Annotated in this window: 20 protein-coding genes; 5 read left to right on the forward strand and 15 right to left on the reverse strand. The window is 62.6% G+C overall.

All coding sequences use genetic code 11. The annotated features are described in order from the left end of the window. Positions 1 to 183: 183 nt before the first annotated feature. The 3 genes from NKI08_RS32710 to NKI08_RS32720 form a co-directional block, all read right to left on the reverse strand. Positions 184 to 1,509 carry an NAD(P)H-dependent oxidoreductase gene (locus NKI08_RS32710; protein ID WP_352775391.1) on the reverse strand — a complete coding sequence of 442 codons (1,326 nt, stop codon included), beginning with the start codon at positions 1,507 to 1,509 and terminating at the stop codon, positions 184 to 186. A 156-nt stretch (positions 1,510 to 1,665) separates the two neighbouring features. Beyond that, positions 1,666 to 2,682 carry a hypothetical protein gene (locus NKI08_RS32715; RefSeq protein ID WP_352775394.1) on the reverse strand — a complete coding sequence of 339 codons (1,017 nt, stop codon included), beginning with the start codon at positions 2,680 to 2,682 and terminating at the stop codon, positions 1,666 to 1,668. After that, the gene (locus NKI08_RS32720) at positions 2,616 to 5,615 is read right to left on the reverse strand and encodes a caspase family protein (RefSeq protein ID WP_352775397.1); all 3,000 of its coding nucleotides are present in this window, start codon (positions 5,613 to 5,615) and stop codon (positions 2,616 to 2,618) included. The genes NKI08_RS32715 and NKI08_RS32720 overlap by 67 nt, the downstream gene beginning before the upstream one ends. A 135-nt stretch (positions 5,616 to 5,750) precedes the next feature. Between NKI08_RS32720 and NKI08_RS32725 the strand changes: the two genes are divergently transcribed. Further along, positions 5,751 to 6,632, forward strand: a complete 882-nt coding sequence (locus NKI08_RS32725) for a YihY/virulence factor BrkB family protein (protein WP_352503594.1) — start codon at positions 5,751 to 5,753, stop codon at positions 6,630 to 6,632. Positions 6,633 to 6,744: 112 nt separating this feature from the next. Here NKI08_RS32725 and NKI08_RS32730 read toward each other — a convergent pair whose 3' ends face one another. The 4 genes from NKI08_RS32730 to NKI08_RS32745 form a co-directional block, all read right to left on the reverse strand. Continuing rightward, a complete protein-coding gene (locus tag NKI08_RS32730) occupies positions 6,745 to 7,506 on the reverse strand; it encodes a glutamine amidotransferase (RefSeq protein ID WP_352775400.1) in 762 nt (253 codons plus the stop codon). An 85-nt stretch (positions 7,507 to 7,591) separates the two neighbouring features. After that, positions 7,592 to 8,593, reverse strand: a complete 1,002-nt coding sequence (locus NKI08_RS32735; protein WP_352686514.1) for a rhamnose ABC transporter substrate-binding protein — start codon at positions 8,591 to 8,593, stop codon at positions 7,592 to 7,594. Positions 8,594 to 8,639: 46 nt separating this feature from the next. Beyond that, a complete protein-coding gene (locus NKI08_RS32740; protein ID WP_352768076.1) occupies positions 8,640 to 9,629 on the reverse strand; it encodes an ABC transporter permease in 990 nt (329 codons plus the stop codon). Beyond that, positions 9,626 to 12,181: an ATP-binding cassette domain-containing protein gene (locus NKI08_RS32745; RefSeq protein WP_352768073.1), complete on the reverse strand. Its 2,556-nt coding sequence runs from the start codon at positions 12,179 to 12,181 to the stop codon at positions 9,626 to 9,628. Before NKI08_RS32745 ends, NKI08_RS32740 begins: the two co-directional genes overlap by 4 nt. Positions 12,182 to 12,377: 196 nt before the next feature. Between NKI08_RS32745 and NKI08_RS32750 the strand changes: the two genes are divergently transcribed. Both NKI08_RS32750 and NKI08_RS32755 read left to right on the forward strand, forming a co-directional pair. Next, positions 12,378 to 13,661 carry an ROK family transcriptional regulator gene (locus tag NKI08_RS32750; protein WP_023677417.1) on the forward strand — a complete coding sequence of 428 codons (1,284 nt, stop codon included), beginning with the start codon at positions 12,378 to 12,380 and terminating at the stop codon, positions 13,659 to 13,661. 192 nt (positions 13,662 to 13,853) lie between these two features. Then, positions 13,854 to 14,054 (forward strand): CsbD family protein, encoded by a 201-nt coding sequence (locus NKI08_RS32755; RefSeq protein ID WP_023719429.1) that lies wholly within the window; start codon positions 13,854 to 13,856, stop codon positions 14,052 to 14,054. 370 nt (positions 14,055 to 14,424) lie between these two features. Here the strand turns inward: NKI08_RS32755 and NKI08_RS32760 are convergent, their stop codons facing one another. Both NKI08_RS32760 and NKI08_RS32765 read right to left on the reverse strand, forming a co-directional pair. Next, on the reverse strand, positions 14,425 to 15,006 hold the full coding sequence (locus tag NKI08_RS32760; protein WP_352457052.1) for a hypothetical protein: 582 nt from the start codon (positions 15,004 to 15,006) through the stop codon (positions 14,425 to 14,427). 338 nt (positions 15,007 to 15,344) lie between these two features. After that, positions 15,345 to 15,662: a hypothetical protein gene (locus NKI08_RS32765; protein ID WP_352503586.1), complete on the reverse strand. Its 318-nt coding sequence runs from the start codon at positions 15,660 to 15,662 to the stop codon at positions 15,345 to 15,347. Positions 15,663 to 15,713: 51 nt separating this feature from the next. Here NKI08_RS32765 and NKI08_RS32770 point away from each other — a divergent pair, with 51 nt between their 5' ends. Continuing rightward, positions 15,714 to 16,307, forward strand: coding sequence for an SOS response-associated peptidase (locus NKI08_RS32770; RefSeq protein ID WP_352768069.1), 594 nt, complete (start codon positions 15,714 to 15,716; stop codon positions 16,305 to 16,307). A 99-nt stretch (positions 16,308 to 16,406) separates the two neighbouring features. Here NKI08_RS32770 and NKI08_RS32775 read toward each other — a convergent pair whose 3' ends face one another. Then, positions 16,407 to 16,952, reverse strand: coding sequence for a group I truncated hemoglobin (locus tag NKI08_RS32775; protein ID WP_352768066.1), 546 nt, complete (start codon positions 16,950 to 16,952; stop codon positions 16,407 to 16,409). A gap of 665 nt (positions 16,953 to 17,617) precedes the next feature. Continuing rightward, positions 17,618 to 17,941 (reverse strand): hypothetical protein, encoded by a 324-nt coding sequence (locus NKI08_RS32780; RefSeq protein ID WP_352453636.1) that lies wholly within the window; start codon positions 17,939 to 17,941, stop codon positions 17,618 to 17,620. A 506-nt stretch (positions 17,942 to 18,447) separates the two neighbouring features. Here NKI08_RS32780 and NKI08_RS32785 point away from each other — a divergent pair. Next, on the forward strand, positions 18,448 to 19,065 hold the full coding sequence (locus NKI08_RS32785) for a cupin domain-containing protein (protein WP_352453637.1): 618 nt from the start codon (positions 18,448 to 18,450) through the stop codon (positions 19,063 to 19,065). Positions 19,066 to 19,398: 333 nt separating this feature from the next. Here NKI08_RS32785 and NKI08_RS32790 read toward each other — a convergent pair whose 3' ends face one another. Genes NKI08_RS32790 through NKI08_RS32805 form a run of 4 tightly spaced genes read right to left on the reverse strand, consistent with a single transcriptional unit; the run spans position 19,399 to position 23,816 of the window. Then, complete coding sequence (locus NKI08_RS32790) at positions 19,399 to 19,917, reverse strand: flavin reductase family protein (RefSeq protein ID WP_352541737.1); 519 nt, start codon at positions 19,915 to 19,917, stop codon at positions 19,399 to 19,401. A 27-nt stretch (positions 19,918 to 19,944) separates the two neighbouring features. After that, positions 19,945 to 21,363, reverse strand: a complete 1,419-nt coding sequence (locus NKI08_RS32795) for an FAD/NAD(P)-binding protein (protein WP_352775410.1) — start codon at positions 21,361 to 21,363, stop codon at positions 19,945 to 19,947. Further along, positions 21,360 to 22,535, reverse strand: coding sequence for an FMNH2-dependent alkanesulfonate monooxygenase (ssuD, locus tag NKI08_RS32800; RefSeq protein ID WP_352503581.1), 1,176 nt, complete (start codon positions 22,533 to 22,535; stop codon positions 21,360 to 21,362). Before ssuD ends, NKI08_RS32795 begins: the two co-directional genes overlap by 4 nt. 33 nt (positions 22,536 to 22,568) lie before the next feature. Beyond that, on the reverse strand, positions 22,569 to 23,816 hold the full coding sequence (locus tag NKI08_RS32805; RefSeq protein ID WP_352775411.1) for an SfnB family sulfur acquisition oxidoreductase: 1,248 nt from the start codon (positions 23,814 to 23,816) through the stop codon (positions 22,569 to 22,571). Positions 23,817 to 23,888: the final 72 nt, after the last annotated feature.

The raw sequence follows: 23,888 nt of genomic DNA on the forward strand, positions 1-23,888 counted from the left end.
CGAGCGAAATGGCTCAGACTTTGGATACCGATGAAGCACCCTGAAAGGTTTCGCCATGGACAAATGAACTTGCCTTGACGCATCACTCCTCATGTGAGCTTTGAGAATCATCGGCAATGGCCGCGAGCTGCTCTGCCAGAGAAAGGCGTCCCTTTTTCCCGCTTCAACTCGGATTCACGAATTTCAGCCATCACCAAGATTCCCATACAGCATCTCGTCCTGCAGCCGGCGCAAGGCGAATAGCCCGGTCGTCGGGTCGGGCGCGGCACTGTCGGCGGTGAGCAATTCGCCTTTCCTCACCGGTTTCAGCACCTTGCCGCCTTCGAGCAGACCGACCGGCACGGCGCGATGGGCGCGGGCTTCTTCGACGGTCATGGTCCAGGAGCGGTAGCAGGTCTCGCCGATCGCGTCGAAAACCTCGCCTGCCGCCAGATCCTGCTTGGCCACCGCGCAGACCTCGGCCACCGGCCGCGGCAGCGGCACCATGTCGGGCTTGCCGTAAAGCGCGATGCGAGCGGCCGTCAGCGGCACTTCCAGCGAGGTCAGATGGTAGGGCCTGAAGAAGCTGTAATAGGGACCGTGGCCGATATGCAGATCGTCCATGCGCTCGATGATGCGCGGATGCGTCGCCTCGACGATGACGAAGACACCGGGCGCCACGCCCTTGCCGACGGTGTAGTCGACGACGCCCTTCTTCGACAGAATGCCGCCCTGCTCGCGCGGGATCAGCACCTTGACCAGCTCGTCGCGATCGGCCTTGGGGCCGTGCATGCCGGGAACGTCGGGCACCAGCCCGGTGGCGTTGGCAATGGCGCACATCTCGACCATGGTTTTCGAGCCGTCGACGAACTCGACCAGCATGCGCGGATTCATGTTGCGGCGCAGCGCTTCCTCGCGGTAGTCGTCGGGAACGGCGTCGTGGTTGAGAGGGTTGTTCTTGCCCTTGCCGGCGGAGACGATGGTGTAGCCGAGCGCCGAGGCGAACTCGATCAGCTCCATGCAGCTCGACGGCTCGTCGCCGGCGCCGACCGAATAGACGACGCCGAGCCGGTCGGCCTGCTGCTTCAGATAGCAGCCGATGGTAACGTCGGCCTCGACATTCATCATCACTAGGTGCTTGCCGTGCTGCATCGCCATCAGGTCGAAATCGGCGGCGACCCCGGGCTTGCCGGTGGCATCGATGACGACATCGATAAGCGGATTGGTGACCAGCATTTCGTTCGAGGTGACGGCGATCTTGCCGTTTTCGATCGCCTGGCTGACCTTCGAAGCGCTGTCCGCTTCGGCTGCCATCGCCTGATCGCCATAAGCAATGCGGATGGCGTCACGCGCCGTATGCGGGCGGCGCGTCGAGATCGCGCAAACCGAAATGCCCGGCATCAGCATGCCTTGCGTCACCAGGTCGGTGCCCATCTCGCCCGAACCGATAACGCCGATGCGCACCGGGCGGCCTTCCGCGGCGCGCTTGGCAAGATCGCGGGCAAGCCCGGTCAAGGCGACATTGGTCATACTGGAACGTCCACTGCTTTAAGTCTTTGTTTTTATGCATGTCGTTGTCCCAAAACCGCGGCACACTTTTGGGCGACATGCATTATGAAGCGGGAATAGCAGGGAACGGCAACCCATTGCCAATCGAAACCGGCCGCGGCCACCTTTTCCTGTGCGCTATTGCAATTCGGCCAGCAAGGCTTTTGCCTCGGCAAGGTTCTTGGCGGAGCCGGCGGCAAGGTCGTCCATCTTGCGCTCACTGAAGATGACGAGCGCATGCTCGCAGGCGCCTATCGCTTCCTCGACCATTGCCTTCTGCTTGCGGGCAGCACCCAGATCGGTAAGCACATCGCACAGGCTGTCCTCGGTGAAGGCGACGCCCGGCACCGAACCGATCTTCTTCTGCACAGCGATCGCCTCGCGCAGGATCGGCACTGCCTCCTCGAATTTGGCGACGTTGTTTTCGGCGCGGCCGGCGAGCGTCAGCTGATAGCCGATCTCGTTTTGCAGGCTCGCCCAGCGGTCGGGGTCGCGGTCGCGGCCGACCTGGTCTGCCAACGCCCGGTTGACGGCGACCGCCTCGGCGAACAAAGCCGGCGAAGGCTCTTTCGCGCCGATCATGCCAAGCACATTGGCCAGGCTTGCCTGCGTGCTGGCCCAGGGTTCGGGGGCGCGGTCGCGCGTGCGCACGCTCTGGATCGAGCGATAGATGCCGGCCGAGCGCTTCAGCAGGGGGACGTCACCGCGCCAGTAGCCCAGCGTCGACAGCGCGCTGGCCAAGTTTGCCTGGTTGCGCAGCCATTCGTCGGCATCCCTGTCGCGGGTCATCACCGTCAGTGCCGCCTCATAGGCCTGGACAGACTTGGCCATGGCATCCGGGTCGGAACTGGCGTTTGCCTGCATCATGCGGGCATTGCCGAGGTCGCCTTCGACCGAGGCCCAGAGCGAGCGGTCGGGCAACGTGGCATAGACGGCCAGTGCCTTTTCATGCGCGGCCGCCGCCTTCTGGTAGAGCGATGGGTCATTGGCGCTGCCGGCAAGGTAGTAATAGGCAGTGCCTAGTTCGTTCTGCAGCTGGGCGTGATCTTCCGGCACCGTGGCGAGGTCGTAGAAGGGCAGCGCCGCTTCTAGCGCCGTCGCCGACTGGCGGAACGCTTCGCCGTCCTGCGTGCGGTCGCCCAACACCAGGAGCACGTGGCCCAGGCCCCATTGCGTTGCCGCCCAGGCGTCAGGATCGCTGTCACGGCTCTGCACCTCGAGCGCCGCACGATAGGCCGCCGCCGAGCGCTGGAGCGCCTCGTCCGGACCGCCATTGGCCTTGCCGAGCATGGAAAGTGCTGCACCCAGCCGGTACTGCGTCTTCGCCCAGTCCTTCGGGGCGCTGTCCTTGCTTCGCACGGTGAGCGCTGCACCATAGGCGGCGACCGCTTGTTCCAGCACCGCTTTGTCGCTGGCGCGGTCGCCCCAGGTCGACAAAGTGTTGCCGAGACTGTGCTCGATCGAAGCAAACTCGATTGGAGCAGCGGCGGCGGTATAGATCTGCGAGGCCTCGCGAAAGGCGGACGCCGACTTCCGGAGATAGTCGATGCCGGTGTCCCGATCGCCAAGCGTCGCATAGACCGAGCCTGATTCTGCTTCAACGAAGCCCAGTCGAGCGGAAGCTTCTCGCGCGGATATTCAGAAAGTGCGGCCTCATAGGCAGCGATCGCCTCGAGCAGCGCGTCGTTGCCTTCCTGCCTGGCGCCGAGACGCTGCAAGGCATTGCCAAGCGTCAACTGGCCGTTCGCCCAGCTCGCCGGCGCATGCTCGCGCGTCCATACCGTCAGTGCGGCCTCTGCCGCCTCTCGAGCACGCTGAAGCTTGGCGATGTCACCATTGATCTGGCCGATAGATTCCAGCGCCGAGCTCAAATTATTCTGGATCGTCGCCCATTGCGCCGGGGCGCGCTCGCGCGTCATTTCCTCGGTCGCCGCCTGATAGGCGGCCACCGCCTGCTCAAGCGTCGGCACGTCTTTTTCACGCTCGCCAAGGCGAAACAAAGCCGCGCCGAGATTGACCTGGCTCAACGCCCAGTCGAGAGGGACGCGCTCCCTGCGGTATTCGGTCAGCGCGGCGCGATGCGCTTCGATCGAAGCGCGGAAACTGTCGGTCGTGGCCTGGCGCTCGCCGATCTCGGACAGCACGATGCCGAGATTATTCTCAGTCGCCGCCCATTCGAGCGGCATTTTTTTCGCCGCTTGCACCGCGAGCGCCGCGCGGAAGGAGGCGACGGCCTTGTCGAGCAGTGCGATACCATTCTCGCGCTGGCCGAGCCGCCAATAGACGGTGCCGAGATTGCCAAGCGTCGAGGCCCAGTCGTCCGGATCGGCGTCGCGTGTGTAGACGGTCAGCGCCTGGTCGAAGGCGGCAGCCGCCTTGTCGAGGTTTTCGCGACCGGCCTCGCGTTCGCCCAGCGTCGACAGTGTGGTGGCGAGATTGTTTTGCGTGGCAGCCCATTGCCGCGGGCTGTTTTCGCGCGACACATAGGTCAGCGCTATTTCATAGGCAGCGACCGCCTGCACCAGAAAGGCATTGTCGCCAGAGAAAGAACCGTGCGCGGAGAGCGCCTGGGCCTCGGCTGCCTTGTAGAACCAGGCTTGATGGTCGTCCCATTTATCGACCTGCTCATAGGCCTTGGCATAATCCAGTGCTGCCGCCTGATAGCTGAAGGAAATTTCGTAGGTTTTGGCGCTGTCGCCGAAAACCTCGGCAAACTCGAAACGACGCGCCTTGAGGTCGGCTTCGGCCTGGTCGACGGTCTTCGACAGTTCGCCAACGCGGGCCTTGGCCTGTTCATGGATTTTCTGCGCTGCTTCGAGTGCGCCTTCTTGCACCGCCTGCTCGGCCAGTCTTGAAAGCCGCACGATTTCCGGATCCTGGCTCTTCAGCGTCGCCTGCTCGGCCAGCACCTGTTTCAGCCGCTCGGTCTGGCCGCGCAGCAATTTGTCGAGCTCGGCCGCATCCCTGGGTTTCTCGGTGCCCAGCGTCTTCAGCATGGCGTAGAGCGCATCCATCGGTACGCCGCCGTCGCGGGCGATCGTCTCGATCTGGCGGCGTTGCGGGTCGGGCAACGTCGAGATCGTCACCAGCAGCCGGCGACGCTCTGAGAGGATCTCGCCCTCTTCGCCTTTCGGCACCTCGGCGGGCGTACCGAAATAGAGCAGCCGGCGCAGGCTCTCATTGACCCACGGCCGCTGCCGGCCGCCGGTCTTGAGATAGACCTCCTCGCCGACCATGCGCAGCACGGTGCCGAATTCCTCGCCGCCCATCATGTCGATGTGACGTAATATGGCTGCCGCATAGGGGCTGTTGCCGTCTGCGGGACCGTCGAGCGCCACCTTGCCGGGCTCGGCGGCAAAGCCGATGACCTGGCCCAGGCTGTCATCCGCCGCACCCTTGGCCGGCGCTCTGCCGTTCAGCGCCACGACGCTGCGGGTTTCGCCAAGGCCGCCGGCGCCGATCGGCTTGCCCGCTTCGCCCGGCGTCAGTTTGAGCAGCGTGCCCGGTGGAAACGGATCGTTGCGGCAGGCATCGAGCAGCACGATGGTGACCGGCACCTTGGCCTTCAGCTCGGCCACGATCGATGACAGCGGCACCAGCTTCTCGCCGGCATCGTCGAGCGCTGTAATGTCGGTATCGACCGGCACCAGGAAATTCTCGCCGCCGGCTTCGATGCCGTGGCCGGAATAGTAGATAATGGCGACGTCGGCACCCTCGGCATCGTCGACGAAGCCTTCGAGGTCGCGTCGCAATTTGCGCGCGTCGCGATTGGTCGCGACATCGGTTTCGAAGCCGAGCCTGTCGAACATATCCTCGATGGCGCGGGCGTCGTTTTCCGGATTGGGCAGCTTGCCGACATGCTCATAATCGGACTGCCCGATGACGAGCGCGACGCCCTTAAGCGCCTTCGGCTCTTCAGCCCGCGCAGGAACCAGCGCGCACAAAAGTGCAAGCAGCGCGGCAAACGCCACGCCTATGCGCCCTGTTGCCCCTGAAAACAGCATCGTCGTCCCACCCCAAACCCAGCGCGCCATCTTCCGCAACGGCATGGCATCATGATGGCCGGCGCGTGGCAAGTGTTCGGGCAAGAGGCGTTCTTGTCGTGGGGAAGGGAGGCAGGAATGTCATGCTGCTCCGCGCCCCCTCCTGTCCCGCCGGCCTCTCGCCCCTCGCCCAGCGCTGCGCGGCCGCTACTTGTTTGTTGACAGGCATGCGAGGCCTACATGTGGAATTTGGCAGCAGAGGGCTGGAGGCTCCTCAAGCAGAGCGTCATCGGCTTCATCGACGACAATGCGCTGAGCCATGGGGCGGCGATAGCGTTCTATGCCACGACCTCGCTTGCGCCGATCCTGCTCATCGTTGTCGCAATTGCCGGCATGGCCTTCGGGCACGAGGCGGCGCAACTCGCCCTTTCGGCACAGATCGCTGGCCTGATGGGGCCGCAAAGTGCCGAGCTGCTGCAGGCGACGATCGAGAATGCCTCGCAGAAGGAAGCGGGAACCCTTGCCAGCATTCTGGGGCTGGTCACGCTGTTCGTCGCCGCATCCGGCGTGTTCGGTGAAATGCAGCTGGCGCTGAACGAAATATGGAAAGTCAAACCGAGCGGGGCAACGATTTCACGAATGGTGCGGGCACGCATTGCAAGCCTGGGCCTGGTCGCCGCGCTTGGTTTCCTGCTGCTGGTGTCGCTGGTCGTAAGCGCTGCAATTTCGGCGCTCGGAGAGGTCATCAACGCCGACCTGCCGTTCGGCACCATCATCCTGAGCGCCATCAACGGGATCGTCTCGTTTGCCCTGATCACACTGCTGTTTGCCGCAATCTACAAGGTGCTGCCGGACCGCAGCCTGCAATGGCGCGATGTCGGCATCGGCGCCGCGGTCACCGGGTTTCTGTTCACCATCGGCAAGTCGCTGATTGGCTGGTATATCGGAACCAGCGCCATCTCATCATCATACGGCGCGGCCGGCGCCCTGCTCGTCGTGCTGTTATGGGTCTATTATTCAGCGGAGATATTTCTGCTGGGCGCCGAATTCACGCGAGCCTATTCGGTTCGACATGGCAGCCGGTCCGATTTGAAGAACAAGGTGGAATTGCATGGCAAATGAGTTCACGCCGAAATTCGACCTAGCCGACGAGGTGGTGGTGGTCACCGGCGCCTCGCGCGGCATCGGCCGCGCCAGGACAACCGCACTGGGTCAAACCTAGTGTCCGGCTTCCTCATTCATTGCCGGCAAGCCAACGGACCATATTCGCCATCAGTCTTCCGTAGAACGGCCACGCGAGGAAATCCTGCGAGAGCCAATGCGGGCCGATATCGGTTGCCCAGGCAATCGTGCGGCCGCGGCCATGGCTATCGACGGCAAGGAGCGGCCAGTCGGTGCCGCGATGGGGGCAGGTCGCCAGAAGCCGGGACGAACCGTCGCGCCTGAATTCCAGCTTGTTCATGCCGAGAATCGGCGGCAAAGGCCCCTCCACCCCGGAAAAAATCGGATGTGACGACTGCAGGATGGAGGCCTGCAGGCCTTGCGGCACCTCCATGCCGTCACAGTAGGGTAGGCAACGGACCGGCAGAACGTCCTCGACCGGGGTGTCGTGGAAACGCGCCGTCCCGAACATGCCCTGAAAGCCCATGTAACCGCCGGCCAGCATCAGCCCGCCGCCACCTTCGACATAGGCCTTGAGCACATCGAGGCGGTTGACGCCGACACGCCCGGTGCGGGCATCCGGCGTCACCAGCAATGTCAGGGCGCCGACGTCGGAGATCACAACCGCCTGATATTGGGCGAGCCCATCGAGGTCATAGGGAAACTCCGCGCTGCAACGCTCGCCGCCGATCTGCGTGACCGCGATGCCTTCAGTGGCCAGCGCGGCATTGAAGGCCGTCGCGCCATTTGTCGAGGCCGCACTTGTAAGCACGTCGCTACCGATGGCGATCGACGTCGTCGCTGCAAAGGTTTCGCCTGCAAGCAATATCTTCATTGCCGCCCCGCACTGTTTCATTCGAGAGGTTTTTGGGAAGGGCGCCGGATGGACCGGCGCCCCCTAGAACTCAAGCTCTATAGGATCAGAATTTGAACTCGGCCAGATTTTCGGGAGTCACGATCTTGGCCGGACCAAGGATCAGTTCGCCGCCGGCGCCAATCGTGTATTCGCCGAGCCTGCCTGCCGTGAACTTCTCACCCTCCTTGCCGGTGATCTTGCATTGCGCAAACGCCTGGGCCGTCTGATAAGTAAGATAGCCAAGATCGGTGACGTTCCACCAGATATCCTGAGCCGCTTCGTCCTTGATGTATTTCGAGATCAGAGTGGCCGGCGCGAGGCCGGTCAGCTTGACCTTGCCGATCATGCCCGCTTCCTCGAGTGCACGCGCGGCCGCCGGAAGGCCGATGCCTGCCGGGACGATGATCACCTTGAGATCGGGAAACGCCTGGACCAGCGCCAATGCCTGCTGCTGGTTGATTTGTTCGCTTTCTTCGCCATAGGCCACCTGCACCAGCTTCATTTTGGAGAACTTCGGCTCGGCCGCCATTTTCGCCTTCATGAAGTCGATCCAGGCATTCTGGTTGGTCGCCGTCGGCGTCGACGACAGGATCGCGAATTCGCCTTCACCGCCGCTGAGGGCGAATGCACTTTCGAGCATCATCTCGGCGAGGCTGTCGCCCTTCACCTGATTGACGAACACCGCACGCGCATCGGCGGCCACATCGGAGTCATACGAAATCACCCTGACGCCCTGCTGAACGGCGCGCTTCAGCGCAGGCGCGACGGCGTTGGCGTCGTTGCCGGCAATTGCGATGACTCCGACCTTCTGCGAGACAAGGCTGTTGATGAATTCGATCTGCGCCTCGGCGGTCGCCTGCGATGGGGCGACCTGGGTAGCGGTGCCGCCAATTTCCTTGGCTGCCTCTTGTGCGCCTCCAAAGGCCACTTTGAAGTAGGGATCCGTGTCGAGCTTGGGCAGGAAACCGACCGTTACGGGTTCCTTGGCGCACTCCTGGCTGAAGGCCAGCGAGCTTTGCGCAAGCAGAACCGCGGATGCGAGCAGGGCTAATCTAAACGCTTTCATTGTGACTCCTCCGTCAAAATTCGGGCTTGAAGGAAGGGGCCCGAGATCACCCCTTTGTCTCGCGCATTGCGCGGGATCTGCTGAGCATCTCCTGTGTGGAGCGCCAGTAATTGCCGACCAGCAGCGAGCCGATCAAAAGCAGGCCGATGATCATGCCCTGCGCGTCGCCACCGATCTGGTTCAGCGCCAGCACGTTGCGGATGATGGCGATCAGGGCCAGTGCCAGCATGACGCCGGTCAGGCGGCCCTTGCCGCCAAAGACGCTGACGCCGCCGAGCAGCACGATGGTGATGACGTCGAGCTCCATGCCGAGCGCATTGTTGGCGCGGGCGTTGGAAAGGCGCGCGGTATAGACGATGCCGGCTATCGCCGCGACGACGCCCGAGACGACGAACAGGTTCAGCACCATCCGGCGCGTGTTTATGCCGGAATAGCGCGCCACTTCGGGGCTGCCGCCGAGCGCGTAGATGCGCTTGCCGGTCGGCGTCTTCTGCAGCACGACCGCAAACACCGGCGCCAGCACCAGGAAGGGCACGATGGTCCACGGTATCTCGGTGCCAGGCAGGTTGTTGATGCCGAAATCGACGACCGCGGGCGGCAGGATGTTGACCGAGCCGGTGCCGAGCAGGATGTAGCCAATGCCTCGATAGAGCGCCATGGTGCCGAGCGTCACAACCAACGACTGCAGTCCAAGGCCCGAGACCAGATAGCCGTTGAAGGCGCCGAGCAGGCCGCCGATGACGAGCGTCAGCGGGATTGCGGCAAGTGTCGGCACACCGGCCTGGACCAGCAAGCCAAAGACGACGGACGTCAGCGCCAGCACCGAGGCGATCGACAGGTCGATCTCGCGGGTGATGATGAGCAGCGCCATCGGCAGGATCAGCAATGCCTTTTCCGAGGCGCTGGCGGCCAGTTGCGAGAGATTGAAGCCGGAAACGAAATTCGGCACGAAGATCGCCGCGTAGAGGAAGATGGCCACGCAAGAGGTCGCCAGCAGCAGATCCCAGAAGTCGATCGAACGGAGGAACTTTTTCACCGCGCCCTCGCCTGTCTTGCCTGCTCGGCCCGCCGCACGATGAAGGTGTCGATGCCGATGGCGACCAGGATCACGAGGCCGTAGACGCCCTGCAGCCACAGCGGGTCGACGCGCACCAGCGTCAGCCCGTTCTTGATGACGAGCAGCGTGAGCGCGCCGAGGATGATGCCGAGCAGCGTGCCCGAACCACCGCGGATGGCGACGCCGCCGACCACCGCCGACGCGATCACGGTGAGTTCGAAACCGAGCGCGACGCGGGCATCGATGGTCGCATAGCGGGATGCCCACAGCGCGCCGCACAGGCCGCCGAGCAGGCCGGCCATGCCAAAGGCCAGCAGGATGCGGCGGTCGACGGGGATGCCGATAAGACGCGCGCCGTCGGGATTGGAGCCGGCGGCGAACAGTTCGCGCCCGATGGCTGTACGATAGAGCAGCACGTAGCCCAGGCACAGGATAACGATCGCGATGACGACGATCAGCGGCACGCCGGCGATCTTCAGGCCGGTCATGTCGAGCCAAGCTTGCGTTACTTCGTCGGCGCTGATCTGGTCACCGGCTGCCCAGATCGAGTTGAAGCCGCGGAAGATCGACATCGAGGCCAGCGTGACGACGATCGCCGGGATCTTTCCCCTGGTGACGACGAGGCCGTTGATCAGGCCGGCGACGCCACCGACGGCGCATGCGGTTATCAGGCCAATGCCGATGTCGAGCCCTGGATAGGCCTGGACCATGCTGGCCGCCATGTAAGCCGACAGGCCGATCACCGCAGCGATCGAAAGGTCGATGTTGCGGGTGATCAGCACCAGCATCTGCGCGAGTGCCGCAACGACGAGCAGGGCGGCATCCATCGACACGGCGGTCAGGTTTGCAGCGCTCACCATGCGCGGGTTGATGATGGTGACCGGGATGGCGACCGCCAGCATCGCGGCGAGCAGACCGAACTCCCGCCGCTTCAGTATGTCGAGCGGTCCTTTTCTCTTCTCCTCGCCGGTGGCCTGTGCCGCATCGGCGCTTTCGCCGGCCTTGGTCGCTGCTTCCAGCACCTTTTCCTGAGTGGCTTCGCCCCTGGCAAATTCGGCCGTCCGATGGCCTTCGCGCAGGACGATGATGCGGTCGCACATGCCGATGAGCTCGGGCATTTCGGAGGAGATCAGGATGATTGCCATGCCCTGGGCGGCAAGGTCGGCGACCATCGCATGCACTTCCGCCTTGGTGCCGACGTCGATGCCTTGCGTCGGCTCGTCGAGGATGAGGACGCGCGGTTCGGTGCGCAGCCATTTGGCCAACACCACCTTCTGCTGGTTGCCGCCGGACAGTTCCTTTACCGGCTGCGCGTAGCCGGAAAAGCGAAGCTTCATGCGCTTCAGCCAGTCCGAAACCAGATTGATCGCGCGGTTCGTGCCGTAGAAACCGGAGCGGGCTGCCTTGTCGAGGACTGGCAGCACCGCGTTGTCGAGGATGGAAAAATCCATCACCAGGCTCTGGCCCATGCGGTCTTCAGAGACATAGGCGATACGCGCATCCATGGCGTCGCGTGCCGACGCGAAGCGCACTGCTTCGCCGTCGATCAGGATTTCGCCGGCATCGGGCTGGTCGATTCCGAACAGCACGCGCGCGATCTCGGTCCGCCCGCTGCCGACCAGGCCGCCGAGCCCGAGCACCTCGCCGGCATGGAGCTTGAGGTCGATATTGGAAAAGCCACCGGCGTGCGAAAGCCCCCTCGCCTCCAGCACCAGTGCGCCGGTGGCGTGGCTTCGTTGCGGATAGAGGTCGGTGACCTCACGGCCGACCATCATGCCGATGGCAGCGGCGCGGCCAAGCTCGGCCTTCGGCTTGACGCCAATGAGACGCCCGTCGCGCAGCACCGCGATGCGGTCGGCGATGCGGAAGATCTCGTCCATGCGGTGGCCGACGAACATCATCGCCACGCCGTGCAGCCGCAGGTCGGCGACGACAGTGAACAGCCGCTCGACCTCGCGCTGCGACAGGGCGGCCGTCGGCTCGTCCATGATCAGCACCCGCGCGTCGAGCGACAGGGCGCGGGCGATCTCGACCAGTTGCTGTTCGGAGGTGCGCAACATTCCGAGCCGGGTTTCGGCCGGCACGTCGAGGCCGACTGTCGCCAGCACCCTGCGCGCGCCGGCAAGCATGGCGGCGTTGTCGATGCCGCCGAAGCGGTCGCGCGGCATATGGCCGAGATAGATGTTCTCCGCCACCGAAAGATCAGGGAAAAGACCGGGGTGCTGGTGCATGACCGAGATGCCGGCAGCCTGGGCGTCGTGCGGCGAATGGAAGACCACAGGCTTGCCATCGACTTCGACATGGCCGCCGGTCGGGAGATACACGCCGGCCAGCAGCTTTACGCAAGTGCTCTTGCCGGCGCCGTTTTCGCCAAGCAGAGCCAGCACCTCGCCTGAGCGCAATTCGAAGGACGCGTCCTTGAGGGCGATCGTGCCGCCGAAGGCTTTTGTCGCCTGAACCAGGGCAACGGGGACAGCCGCGTCGCTCTTCACCATGGCGTCGGCTTCGCCTAATGCGCCCAAGTGCAGCACCTTTCCTCCCTGGTCCCGTTTTTTCAATTTGCTATATTAAATGGCCGAATGCCGCAACTGGAAAATTGACTTCCATGGCCGCGAAGGGCACTGTCGCGTCGCGCACGGGTGCGATTGGAGTGCTCGACCCCGCGGCAGCCTCAAAGCTGCAAGCGGCTGGAGTGGCTCTGCGGGAATGAATGGGGAGGCGCCGGTTTTGTCCGGAAAAGGCAGCAATTCGGTCAAGGTTCGGCATTATAACGAGCGCTTCGTGCTTGATGCCATTCGCCGCCTGAAGGAGGCATCCAAGTCCGATCTGGCGCGCGCCGCAAATCTGACGCCGGCTGCGGTCGCCACCATTGTCGACGGGCTGGAATCGTCCGGATTCGTAAAGCAAGTGGGAAAAAGGTTCGGGCAACGCGGATCGCCATCCACTCTCTACCGACTTGCACCTGAGCGTATCTACAGCGTCGGCATCAAGATCGGCCGGCGCGCGCTGGAAGCCGTGCTCGTCGACTTTGCCGGCGAGGTCCGCTCGCGCGAGTCGCACGAATATCGCTTTCCGGATCCCGACATGGTGCTCAAGGCAGGCAACATGTCGCTGGCCAATTTCGACAAGCTGGTCGAGGGGCTTGGCGATGCCAGCATCGTCGGCGTCGGCATCGCCTCGCCATATTTCCTCGGCGGCTGGAGCGAAGAGCTCGGCTTTCCCGACGATCTCGGCAGCCGCTGGGAAGCAATTGATCTGACGACGTTCTTCGCCACAAAGCCGAAGACCCCGGTCTTCGTGGAAAACGACGCATCATCGGCCGCACTCGCCGAACTCATCCAGGGGACCGGCGCGCGGTTCCGCGACTTCATGCATATCTCGATCGACACCTTTGTCGGCGGCGGACTGGTGCAAGGCGGCAAGGTCCATACCGGGCCGCACGGCAACAGCGCCGCGCTCGGTCCTTTGCCGGTCTCGCCTTCAAGCCTCGATTCGGTGGCGGCCAAGCCGGCGCGCTACCAGAGCCTGCTGCATCGCGCTTCGATCTATGTGCTGGTCAATCATCTCAAATCGCGCGGCATCGAGATCAACCGTGTGCGCGAACTCGATCCCTTGCCGCCGGGGGCGCGCGAGCCGCTGTCCGAATGGATCGACGATTGTGCCAATGCGCTGGTCGAGGCGATCATCGCCATCACCTCCGTCATCGACATCGAGGCGATCGTTCTCGACAGCATCCTGCCGCGGCCGATCCATCTCGAGCTGCTGGCAAAGGTGCAGACCCAGTTCAACAGGATCAGCGCCATCGGCATCGTGGCGCCGGAAATCGTCTCGGGACAATTCGGCCCCGAGGCCTCGCCGATCGGCGCGGCGATGCTGCCGTTCTCGGCGCTGTTGGCGCCCGACAGCGGCGTGCTCATGATCGGCAAGGACAGAACAATGCTGCCGGGCAGCCTTTCGAGGCTTGCCAGCCAAGGCCAACCAGCAAGAAGCTCAGCGCCTTCAACGGCATAAGACAGTGCCGCGAAAGAGCATCAAGCTCCAGGCATCATCAACATCAGCTCGCAGTCCGGCACGGGCACGACGGGCTTTTTGCGCCGGCACTGGAACTTTTAGCGGCTGCTAATCTTCATTCGTCACCAACATTGAAATGCCGATCGGTCCGCGCTCCGCTTCAGTGCGGGCCCAGGAAGCAAGGAGGAACATATGAACTGGGATCAAATCAAGGGAAAATGGACGCAGTTCAAAGGCAAGGCGAAGGAGCAGTGGGGTGACCTCACCGACGACGATCTTGATCGTATCGAGGGCAATAGGGACCAGCTCTTGGGACGCATCCAGGAGCGATATGGCATCGCCAAGGAAGAGGCAGAGCGTCAGGTTGATAACTGGTCCAGGAGCATCAGCTGAGCCTGGACGCAACTCCGTCTTCTGCCCCCACCGGGGTGAAACTCTGCGTCGCCCGCCGTGCCGACTGGTGCGGTGGGCTCTTTCGACAGCGAGGCCCCGCGAGGAATCTTTAGCCGTATCTAATATTCTACTTGCGTGGCGGGCTTCGCCCGGCGTGCGCCCCGCCCGGAGGCGAAGGAGCGTAATCATGAACAACATTATCTGGCTGGTCGGCGCCATCGTGATCGTAATCGCCATTTTGAGCTTTTTGGGTCTGCGATAGGCCTTAGCCCTCTCCTCGACCTCTTCGATTCGGCAACGGCTCCCTCTCGGCGTGGCCTCACTGCCCGTTGCATTCAAGCAGGTCAGACTTAGGTCCCAAGCAAGATACTCAAGGATTGGACCGAAGCCCCGGCTGAGGAACGTAGCCGGCTGGCTCACGTTGTGGTGAGCTTTGGCGCGACGAAGATGCGTCCGGGCGGATGAGTTCAAGCCAGGGAGGAGAGGCCCCGACGCTCCGAACGGGCGGCGGGCCTGGACGTAAATGCAAACGATCAGCAGGCTGTTCAATTCCCATGCCCAGGCAGCACGTGCCGTTGCCAGGCTTCAGGCTGCCGGGATTCGTCGCCGGCAAATCAGCGTCGTCGGATCTTACAATGACAATGATGAACCGATCAGCGTTGCTGGATATTACGAAGATGAGATGAGCGCTCTCTGGCGAGGTGCCGTCGCTGGTGCCGCACTTGGCGCGACGGCTGGTCTGTTGGCCGGCTTCAGCGCTTTTGGAGCTCAAGACGTTGATCCTGCGGGGATGACCGGCATGGCCCTGGTCGGTGCGGCTTGGGGCGGCTTTGCCGGCGTGCTTCTCGGAACTTTTGCCAATTTTGCCCAGAAGCCGCGCAAGCCGAAGATCGCTGAGGGTGTCGTATTGGTGATTGCTCGCGTCGATGAAAGGCAGGCCGGCGCCGCGCATACGGTGCTCCGGAGTTTCGCGGAGATGCCTTCCGGGCCGATGAAGAGGAGCGCTTTGCCAAATTCAAGCCGGCTCCGCGTCCGATCTGGTGCCCGATGAAGTTTGTTTCGCGAAACGGGAATTCAAACCGGAGGCGCCCGACGAAAGCTTGGCAAACCAACACTTTGGAAGCATGCGGGCTACTTGCCGTCGTGTTGTCCTTTATTCTTACCGTTCTGTTGGTTGGTCTCATCCTTGGCTGAACCCATGCCCTTGCCACCGGCGACACTATGCCCGGCAATTGGCGAAGGTTGTGGCCAGTTCGAAGGATTAAACCATTCGTGCTAAGCGTTAATAGGTTATCGGCAAAAGTAGAGGGCGATCACGTGGACAAACGGGCTGAAGGAGACGCGGAGAAATTGGCTCGAGGCGAGTTCGAGCTCAAAGCCGAACGATATGGCGTGAACGCCTTTCTTCTCGTTGTCGAACTTGTAAATCTGCTGGAAAAGCGCGGAACGATCAGCAGCGACGACGTCGCGAAAATCGCCGAAGCCGCCGCACTTGCCGTTGCCGCATCCAGCGAACCCGACGTGAACAGCATCAATCTGTTGCAGGCCATCGCTGCCGCACGCCGGCCCAAATAGGCTTATATCAAATCCGCCAGCAATCGGCGCCAACCGATAAACGCTATGTTGAACTGATCTCGGTCGAGCGTACGGAGCCTTTCCATGTGCAATGACTACGAGCAGCACATCGCCTGGGCCGAATACTGCCGGATGATGGAATCGCTGGCGCTCAAAATCCCCAGCCATCAAACCGAATTGGATCTGCCGCAGGCGGATGACATCCACATCAACGACCCCGCGCCGGTAATGCGCGCCGCCGGCGACGCAATCGAACTGGCGTCGATGACGTTCGGCTTTCCCCCGGCCGGGCCAAAAGGCGGACCTGTATTCAACTTTCGCTCGGAGGGCCGGCAGTTCAGCAACAGCAAGCGCTGTCTCGTTCCGGCGTCGGCATTCTTCGAATTCACGGGAGCGAAATATCCAAAAACCAAGCACAGGTTGACGCTGAATGGCCATTCGTTCATGGCGATTGCCGGGCTGTGGCGCGAGGGTGTCGGCAACAAGCCGCCGACGTTCACGATGCTGACGACCGATCCGGGGCCGGATGTCGCGCCATATCACAATCGGCAAGTGGTTGTGCTGCGGCCATCGGACTGGGCGGCATGGATCCATCTGACGAAGTCCGAGGCTGAACTCATGCTGCCACTGCCGGAAGGGTCGCTCAGCGCGGAAACAGTTCGCGCAGGTTCCGAGTAGGATCCATCGGAAGACTGCGCGCGCTGAGCTACGGCCGCGCCGCATCGTCACGGCGATGCGCGCCATGCTCAGAACGAATGCCCGCGCGATATAAGCGCTTCAGCCCGGCTTGACGTAGCCGGCGGTGACCTCGTCTTTGTGGGCGGCGAAAGCTTCCAGGACTTCGGTTTTCTCAGGCTTCGGAATTTTGAAATGATCCAACGTCCGCCCGAGTTCGGCTGCGACCTCATCGAATTCCGCGGGGGAAATCCGCAGGTCGCGATGCGCCTCCTCGAGACCGAGCGGCGTCGTGCCGGGCTTGGTGGCGACGAACTTGAAGGGCCCGCCAGAAACGTCGCAGACCCACAGCGTGCGCATGAACTTAAGGCCGGGCAACCTTTCCAGGTTCTTGGTGTGCCATTTGCGCAGCTGCGGATTCTTGGACCTTTGGCCGACGATCGGGTTCCTCACGACGGCGTCGCTGAAATGATCGATCACCGCTGCGATGGCAAACACGCCGCCCAGCCGCTCATACAGACTTTTCTCGGATGTGGTTTTCTTCGTCTGCGCGAGCGCCTTGTCGACAGGCAATACCGACGTCGATGCGGCGGCCAGCGCCAGCGCGGCGACAACACTTCGTCTTGTGAGAGAAGTCGAAATTTTCATCCCTGGTTCCCTTCGAGGTTAGGCCAGAGCGAGCCGCAGCCTGTCTGGCGGGCTTCATGAAATGACATTCGGACACTTTGCCGTATTTTAGCACCGCCTAAAGAACTAACGAGCCCTTCGCCCGAATTATTCCGATTGGGCGGCATTGCCGTGGTCAACATGCGTCAAAAGGGGCGAAGGCCGCGCGGATGAGGAAGTGTTAAGCACGCGTCGCTGCACGCGGCAGAGGTCGCGAAGCCACTTCGGCCGCATCTGTGCCCCTGACCTTGGGCATTTTCCTTCTGTGTCGTGTTGTCGGCGGCAATCAGCCCCGGTAGGGGGCGTACAATCGCTTCCCGCGGCTTTGCCGGCTGCTTGCGGCCAATAGCCTGTGCTTTTCGAAGATCGCGAGCTTCTGCGGATAGGTCATCCGCACCTTGGCGTTGCACCCGTCGCATCTGAAGTGCGCGATTGTTCTTAGTGCAGAGCCCTTTCTTACCGCCGGATGCAAGCAATCCGGACATTCGAATGTGAGCGCGACATCCGATAAGTCTTCGGCTAAGCCCATTTCCGTCCCCTTCGCAAGCTCGGTGGCTACACTCTGGCGATTCTCCATGAGCAATTCAGATGCCAATCCGATTGTGCCAATGCGGGACTAGAACAATTCGCCTCGGAACGCCGCCTAGCTAGTGCGCCTTCTCTGCGCCTTTTGAGCGACGAAGAGACCTAACTTCCTCCAGCAGTTCGCGCTCATTGGTAGTCACGTTTCGGAAGATTGCGACAATCATCACCGCCAAGGCTTCGGCATCCAGGCTTAGAGGGTCAATGTGCTCATCTGCGCAAACCTGATCAAACACGCGTTCACAAATAGCCAAATCGTGAGGGCTGAGGCGAGTGCGATTGAAACGCCGGCGCGACATTTGCGAGCCTTCGACGCCCGCCGCCCCGTTGCAAAAGAAGCGGGCCTTGGCAAGAAACGCGAGTCGTTGAGTGGTTGTTCCCGGCTGCAAGCTTTGTTAAGCCGCCTGCAGCAGGGCAGACTGGAACGCCTTCCCCGCGCGCATCATGGCGCGTGCGAGCGGAGCTGTGCCTCGACCTTGGCATTTTCCTAGCATGGCGAGATGCTTGGCACCTCAGGCATTTTCGGGCGCCCGCCCGAACGGGGCTGGCCGCCATGCGCGGGCCGATCTTGGACGGCTGGACCGTTGGACTCACGTCAGACACAGTAGCCTGGGGGCAAGACTGCTTCGAACTCTAAACGGGGGCCGTCAGCTACCCATTTGACGACGCGGAGGAGCCACGCCTTGCGCTGCTGGCACTCGTCATCGCAGCCAATGCCACCGCGACACCTAGTTCCAACGCTTGAAAACTCTCCCTAGAGGGTTTGGCATCATGAACAGTCTTCTTTGGCGGCAGGCGCTTTAGCTCGCTCGAAACTTGGTCCGTGCCGTAAGTCCGTACATATGCTATAGCTAATATTGGGTCGAGGGGACGACCATGAAAGGGAGGACCAACCATGAAGCCGCATTCCCTCAGCGCCCGTCGTATTGGCCTGCTTATATTCTCGGTGTGTGCTTTCGGGCTGATGACGTCAGCCTCAATGCCCGCAGACAGCAAATTCGCCGTCGAGCCGGTGGTTGAGAAAAAGGTGAAGGAACTGCCCTCCGGACCGTTGTACTGGCGGCTGGATAATCTGCCAACGCTGGCGCAAGCCCAAAGCGTTGCGGGCCCGACCTCGCTTGCGGCCGAGGTCGCAGGCAAGGTCTGGCTGTTCACGCTTGGACCGAAGGATGGCTCTACGACCGGCGGAACCAAGGTCGTCGAGATCGGACCGATCCCTCCGATCAGCGCAAGCGAGTATTTGCTGCGTGTCAACCGCGCCGGTGGAGCGCCCGGCGTCAAGACGAAGATCCATACGCATCCGGGACCGGAGGCCTTCTATGTGCTGGCCGGCAAGCTCGGCCAGAGAACGCCCCACGGAGTGACCTATGCTGAAGCTGGCACGGCAATGATCGGACACGGGGCCAACACGCCGATGGAGGTGTTCAGCGCCGGCACAACCGATCTCGATGAGCTGGCCATCTTCGTGGTCGACGCCAATCAGCCGTTCTCGTCGCCGGCCAGCCTCGATTGAGGCGACATTTCCCGGGATGATACTTCCGCTCTCCACCTGTTGCAGACAGTCGGCGACCAGTTGACGCTAACAGGTGCATGCTGAATTCGATGGTGCTGCGAGAGAGGATTGAACTCTAGGTATCTATAATAAAATCAACTACTTACGATGAGTTTTGTAACATTGTGACGGGCGACAAAATGGCTGGGAATCACTTCTAGCCCGCGGTTCTGGCTGGACGCCAAAAGACCCGTCTCGCCTTTACTGTTTTCTCTCCAAGGCATTCTAGATCAAGCCTTCATTTGAATGCCTGGACCTTCACTGCGCCGTCAAGCACCAGGAACCGAAATACGTTTACGACGATCCGTATGCGCCGTGATGATAGATCAGCGCCGGGCCGGGCTCTCCACTCACCACATGCCGGACGCTGCCGAGGATCAGCGCGTGGCTGTGGCGAATAATAGTATCCTCAACCGTGCAGTCGACCGCGGCAAGCGCCTCGTCGAGTGCCAGTGCGCCGCTTGCAAGGCTGGACCAGCGAGCGCCCTCGTAGCGCGCAGACCCCTTCAGGCCACCGCGCCCGGCAAAGCGGTCGGCAATCGCGATCTGGTCGGCACGCAGCACATTCACGCAGAAATGCCGATGCCGGCTGATGGCTGCCCAGGTAGACGAGTTCAGATTGATGCTGACAACCATCACCTCCGGTTCGACCGATAGGGAATGGGCGGTGGTAACGGTTGCGCCCGTCCGTTCGTCGCCAACACCTGCGGTGACCACGGAGACAGCTCCGGCCAGGTGTCGCATCGCAAATTTCAGGGGAACCCGGCTTTCCACTAAGGTTTCCACTAGGGGAACGCGTTCGGTCAGTGTCATCTGGATAGCCTCATCATGTTTGCAGCTTCACGACGCCTTGCAACGCAACGCCGTTTGGTATCCCAACCATTGGTGAATTTCGGCGGCGATGCGCTCGGCATGTGCGGTGACTTCGGGAATTCCCATCAGTTCGCCGACGCTGCCTCGCGCCAATGGCCCGCTGACGAAAATGCTGTCGGTCGGGCGCCCGGATGTGCCGACCGCACGGCCTTGGCTGTCGGTCTCCAAACCAAGACCAATCGGGTCGAGCCGGACCAATCCCATCCGCTCGAGCGCCGCAATCGCCGTGTTGGTCCGCAAGATATCGGCGTGCGCCGGTCCGGTCGTCACGACCACACTGTCGAAAGCCTCGACAACGAGGCTGCGTTGGCCACGCAGCCGCTGCCTGACGCAAATGCGTCCGTCGACCTGTTCGGCGCCGACAATCGTTGCGGCGCGATAGGCAAGCTTGCCCTCGGCGACGCATCGATCGAGCACGTCCGCACCTTGCGGCGCGAGGCGGAAGCGATGCACGTCCCAGAGCGCACGAAGATGGCGTGCCACACGTCGCTGCTCGGCCAGCGGCAAGGCCTGCCAGATGGTTTGTCCCTGACGTCGGACGGCATCGAGCACCGGATGCCAGTCTTCGCCCCGACGCTTGGCATCAAGGATCGTTACCCGGATGCGCCTGAATAGTGCCGTTGCTCTGCGTGAAGGAAGGGTCGTGAAATCGCCAATTGGATCGGCCAGCATCGCGGCTTGGCCGCGCGAGCGATAGCCGTGGCGTGACTGCGCGACGATGTGGCCACGATGCCCCTTGCGGTCGAGCGTTGCAATCACGTCCGCCGACGTCAGTCCGGTGCCCACGACCAGGACACGGTCGTCGCGGCCGATCGCTTCCAGCCTCTCGAGATCATAGGGATTGGCCACCAGCCCGGCTGTGCCAGCCACGGACTTCAGGGGCATCGGCAAGGCCGGCGGCGGATGCGTCGTCGCAATCACCACGGCGTCGGCAGCGAGCGCCCCGCCATCAGCGAGGATCAGACGGTAGCCCTCGCCGGTGCGCTCGACCGATGCGACGGCGGACCTGACATGGCGGATCGTTTTGCTGAGAAGGAAGGGCCGGAGATGAGATTCCACATAGCGCCCGAAAACGCGACGCTGCGGGTAGAGTGCTCCGTAGGCGGCAATAGCCTCGGCATCGTCTACAATGGCTCTGGTCTGCTCCAGCCAGTCGGCAAAGTGGCTGTCCTGGCCGGAGATCAGCGTCATTCTCGACGCCGGCACATTGATACGATGCGCCGGATCTGCCGTGGAGTAAGCCAGACCATAGCCGAGCCCCTCGCGGGGCTCGACGACCACGATATCGGATGCACCGGCCGGGAGCAGTCGCGCCAGATGAAACGCAGTCGCCGCACCTGAAAAGCCGCCGCCGACAATCGCTACGATCGGTGCGCTGGCGCTCAAGACTGGCTCGCGCGCAGCGCCGACGGGCGATGGTCGCCGGCCACGGTTTCGCCGAAGGGGCCCATGTTGACGGCCGTCTGCCGCGTTGAGATCTCGTGATCGAGTGGCAACTGCGGCAACACAAGTTCGCCGAAGCGATAGGCTTCCTCCAGATGCGGGTAACCGGACAGGATGAATGTATCGATGCCTATGCGCCGGTATTCATCGATCCGTGCCGCCACCGTAGCCGCATCGCCGACCAGAGCGGTGCCGGCGCCGCCACGCACCAGGCCGACACCGGCCCACAGATTCGGACTGATTTCGAGTTTGTCGCGACGGCCGCCATGCAGCCGGCTCATGCGCGACTGGCCGACGGAATCCATGCGCGCGAAAACCTTCTGCGCCTCGGCGATCGTCTTGTCGTCCAGGCGGCTGATCAGGCGGTCGGCATCGGCCCAGGCTTCGTCATTGGTTTCGCGAACGATGACATGCAGCCTGATGCCGAAACTCACCTGGCGTCCGGCCTTCTCGGCAAGGCCGCGCACATGGTCGACCTTTGCGGCGACGTCAGCCGGCGGTTCGCCCCAGGTCAGATATTTATCGATCTGCTCGGCGGCGACCGCATTGGCCGCCTCCGACGAGCCGCCGAAATATAGCGGCGGATGCGGCGTCTGCACAGGCGGGAACAGCAGCCTTCCGTCCTCGATGCGGAAATGTCTGCCTTCGTAGGCAACGGTCTCGCCGCGCAGCACGGCCTTGTAGATATCGAGGAATTCCCGCGTCACCTCATAGCGCTCGTCATGGCTGAGGAAGATGCCGTCGCCCTTGTTCTCGACCGGGTCGCCCCCGGTGACGACGTTGATGAGCAGGCGCCCGCCCGAAATGCGGTCGAGCGTCGAGGTCATCCGCGCCGCGAGCGTCGGCGACTGCAGCCCGGGACGGACGGCAACGAGGAAGCGGAGCCGCTGCGTCAACGGCGCCAGCGCCGACGCCACGACCCAGCTGTCCTCGCAACTTCGGCCGGTCGGCAGCAGCGCGCCGTAATAGCCGATGGCGTCGGCGGCCTTGGCGACCTGGGTCAGATAGGGCAGGTCGACCGCCCTGCCCCCCTCGGAGGTGCCGAGATAGCGGCTGTCGCCATGGGTCGGAAGAAACCACAGGACCTTGATCCTGTCGGGGATGGCAGTGCTCATGAACAGTCCTCTATGACTTTACGGCGTTCTCGCTCAGCTCCAGGCGTGTAGCGGCGGATTGACGTCGTTCAGGTAATAGTTGCCGAGGATCGCGTATTTCCAGCGCACCGGATCGTGCAGCGTGTGGGTTCGGGCGTTGCGCCAGTGCCGGTCGAGATTGTGCTCGGCCAGTGTGGATTGCGTGCCGGCGAGTTCGAACAGTTTGTTGGTGGCGTTGATGGCGATCTCGGTGGTGAGGATCTTGGATTCGGCAACCGCGATCTGCGCTTTCGCGACGGTCCTATCGTTCGGATCGGCCACGGCGCGGTCGACCGCAAGGCCGGCCTTGTCCAGAACCGCCTCGGCCGCATTGGCCCGCAGGCGGAGGTCGCCGACCGCCTGGATCGTGTAGGGATCCTGCCAGGCATGATCGACGCCGCTGTCGATCCACGCGCGCGACTTGGTGCGCACGAAGCTGACGGTTTCGTCGATCGCCGCGTTGGCGATGCCGAGATCGACAGCAGCCTGGATGATCTGGAAGATGGCGCCGTCGGCCGTCGGCCGGTCATAGCCCTTGTAGCCGGGGACGAGATGCGTCTTCGGCACTTTCACATTGTCCAGCAGGACTGTGCCGGACAGCGTCGTCTTCTGGCCGAAGCTCGACCAGTCGTCGATGACCGTCAGTCCGGGCGCGCCGCGATCGGCGATGGCATACCAGGCCCGGCCCTCGTCATCGAGCGCCACGATCGGCACCAGATGGGCGAGCAGCGCGCCGCTGGAATAGAATTTCTGGCCATTGACCACGACGTGGTCGCCAGCGTCGACGAATTTGGTCTCGAAGTCGGCCGCCCGCTTGGAGCCGAATTCCGAGAACGCGTTGCCGAACCGCGTGCCGGACAGAACTTCGGCGAAGAGCAACTGCTTCTGGGCCTCATCAGAGACGGTGCGGATGGCGGCGACGACGCCGAGATGGTTCTGCGGAATCTGGCCGAGCGACGGATCGGCCGCCGAGATGATGGTGATCACCTTCGACAGCGTCACATAGGAGAGTTCCGGTCCGCCATAGGCCTTCGGCACGTTGATCGACCACAGGCCGCTCTGCGAAAACGCATCGAGCTCTTCCTTCGGCCAGATGCGCTCGCGGTCCCGCCTGGCGGCGTCCTTGGCGAAGTCTGCGGCCAGTTTTTCCGCCACAGCGATCGCCTCGGCGTCGGTCTTGATGACATGCGCTCTGGCCGACGGACGCTCGACCGGGGGGACGGCGCTGCGGATATCGGACGGCTGCTTCGATTGGATGGTCATGCTGCGGTCTCCTGGGGAAAATGTTGCGATGGAAGCGGCGTGCCGCCGAGATAGTAGGTCTTGATGTCGTCG

It is taken from the genome of Mesorhizobium sp. M0768, from assembly GCF_040320195.1.
GTDB lineage: Bacteria > Pseudomonadota > Alphaproteobacteria > Rhizobiales > Rhizobiaceae > Mesorhizobium.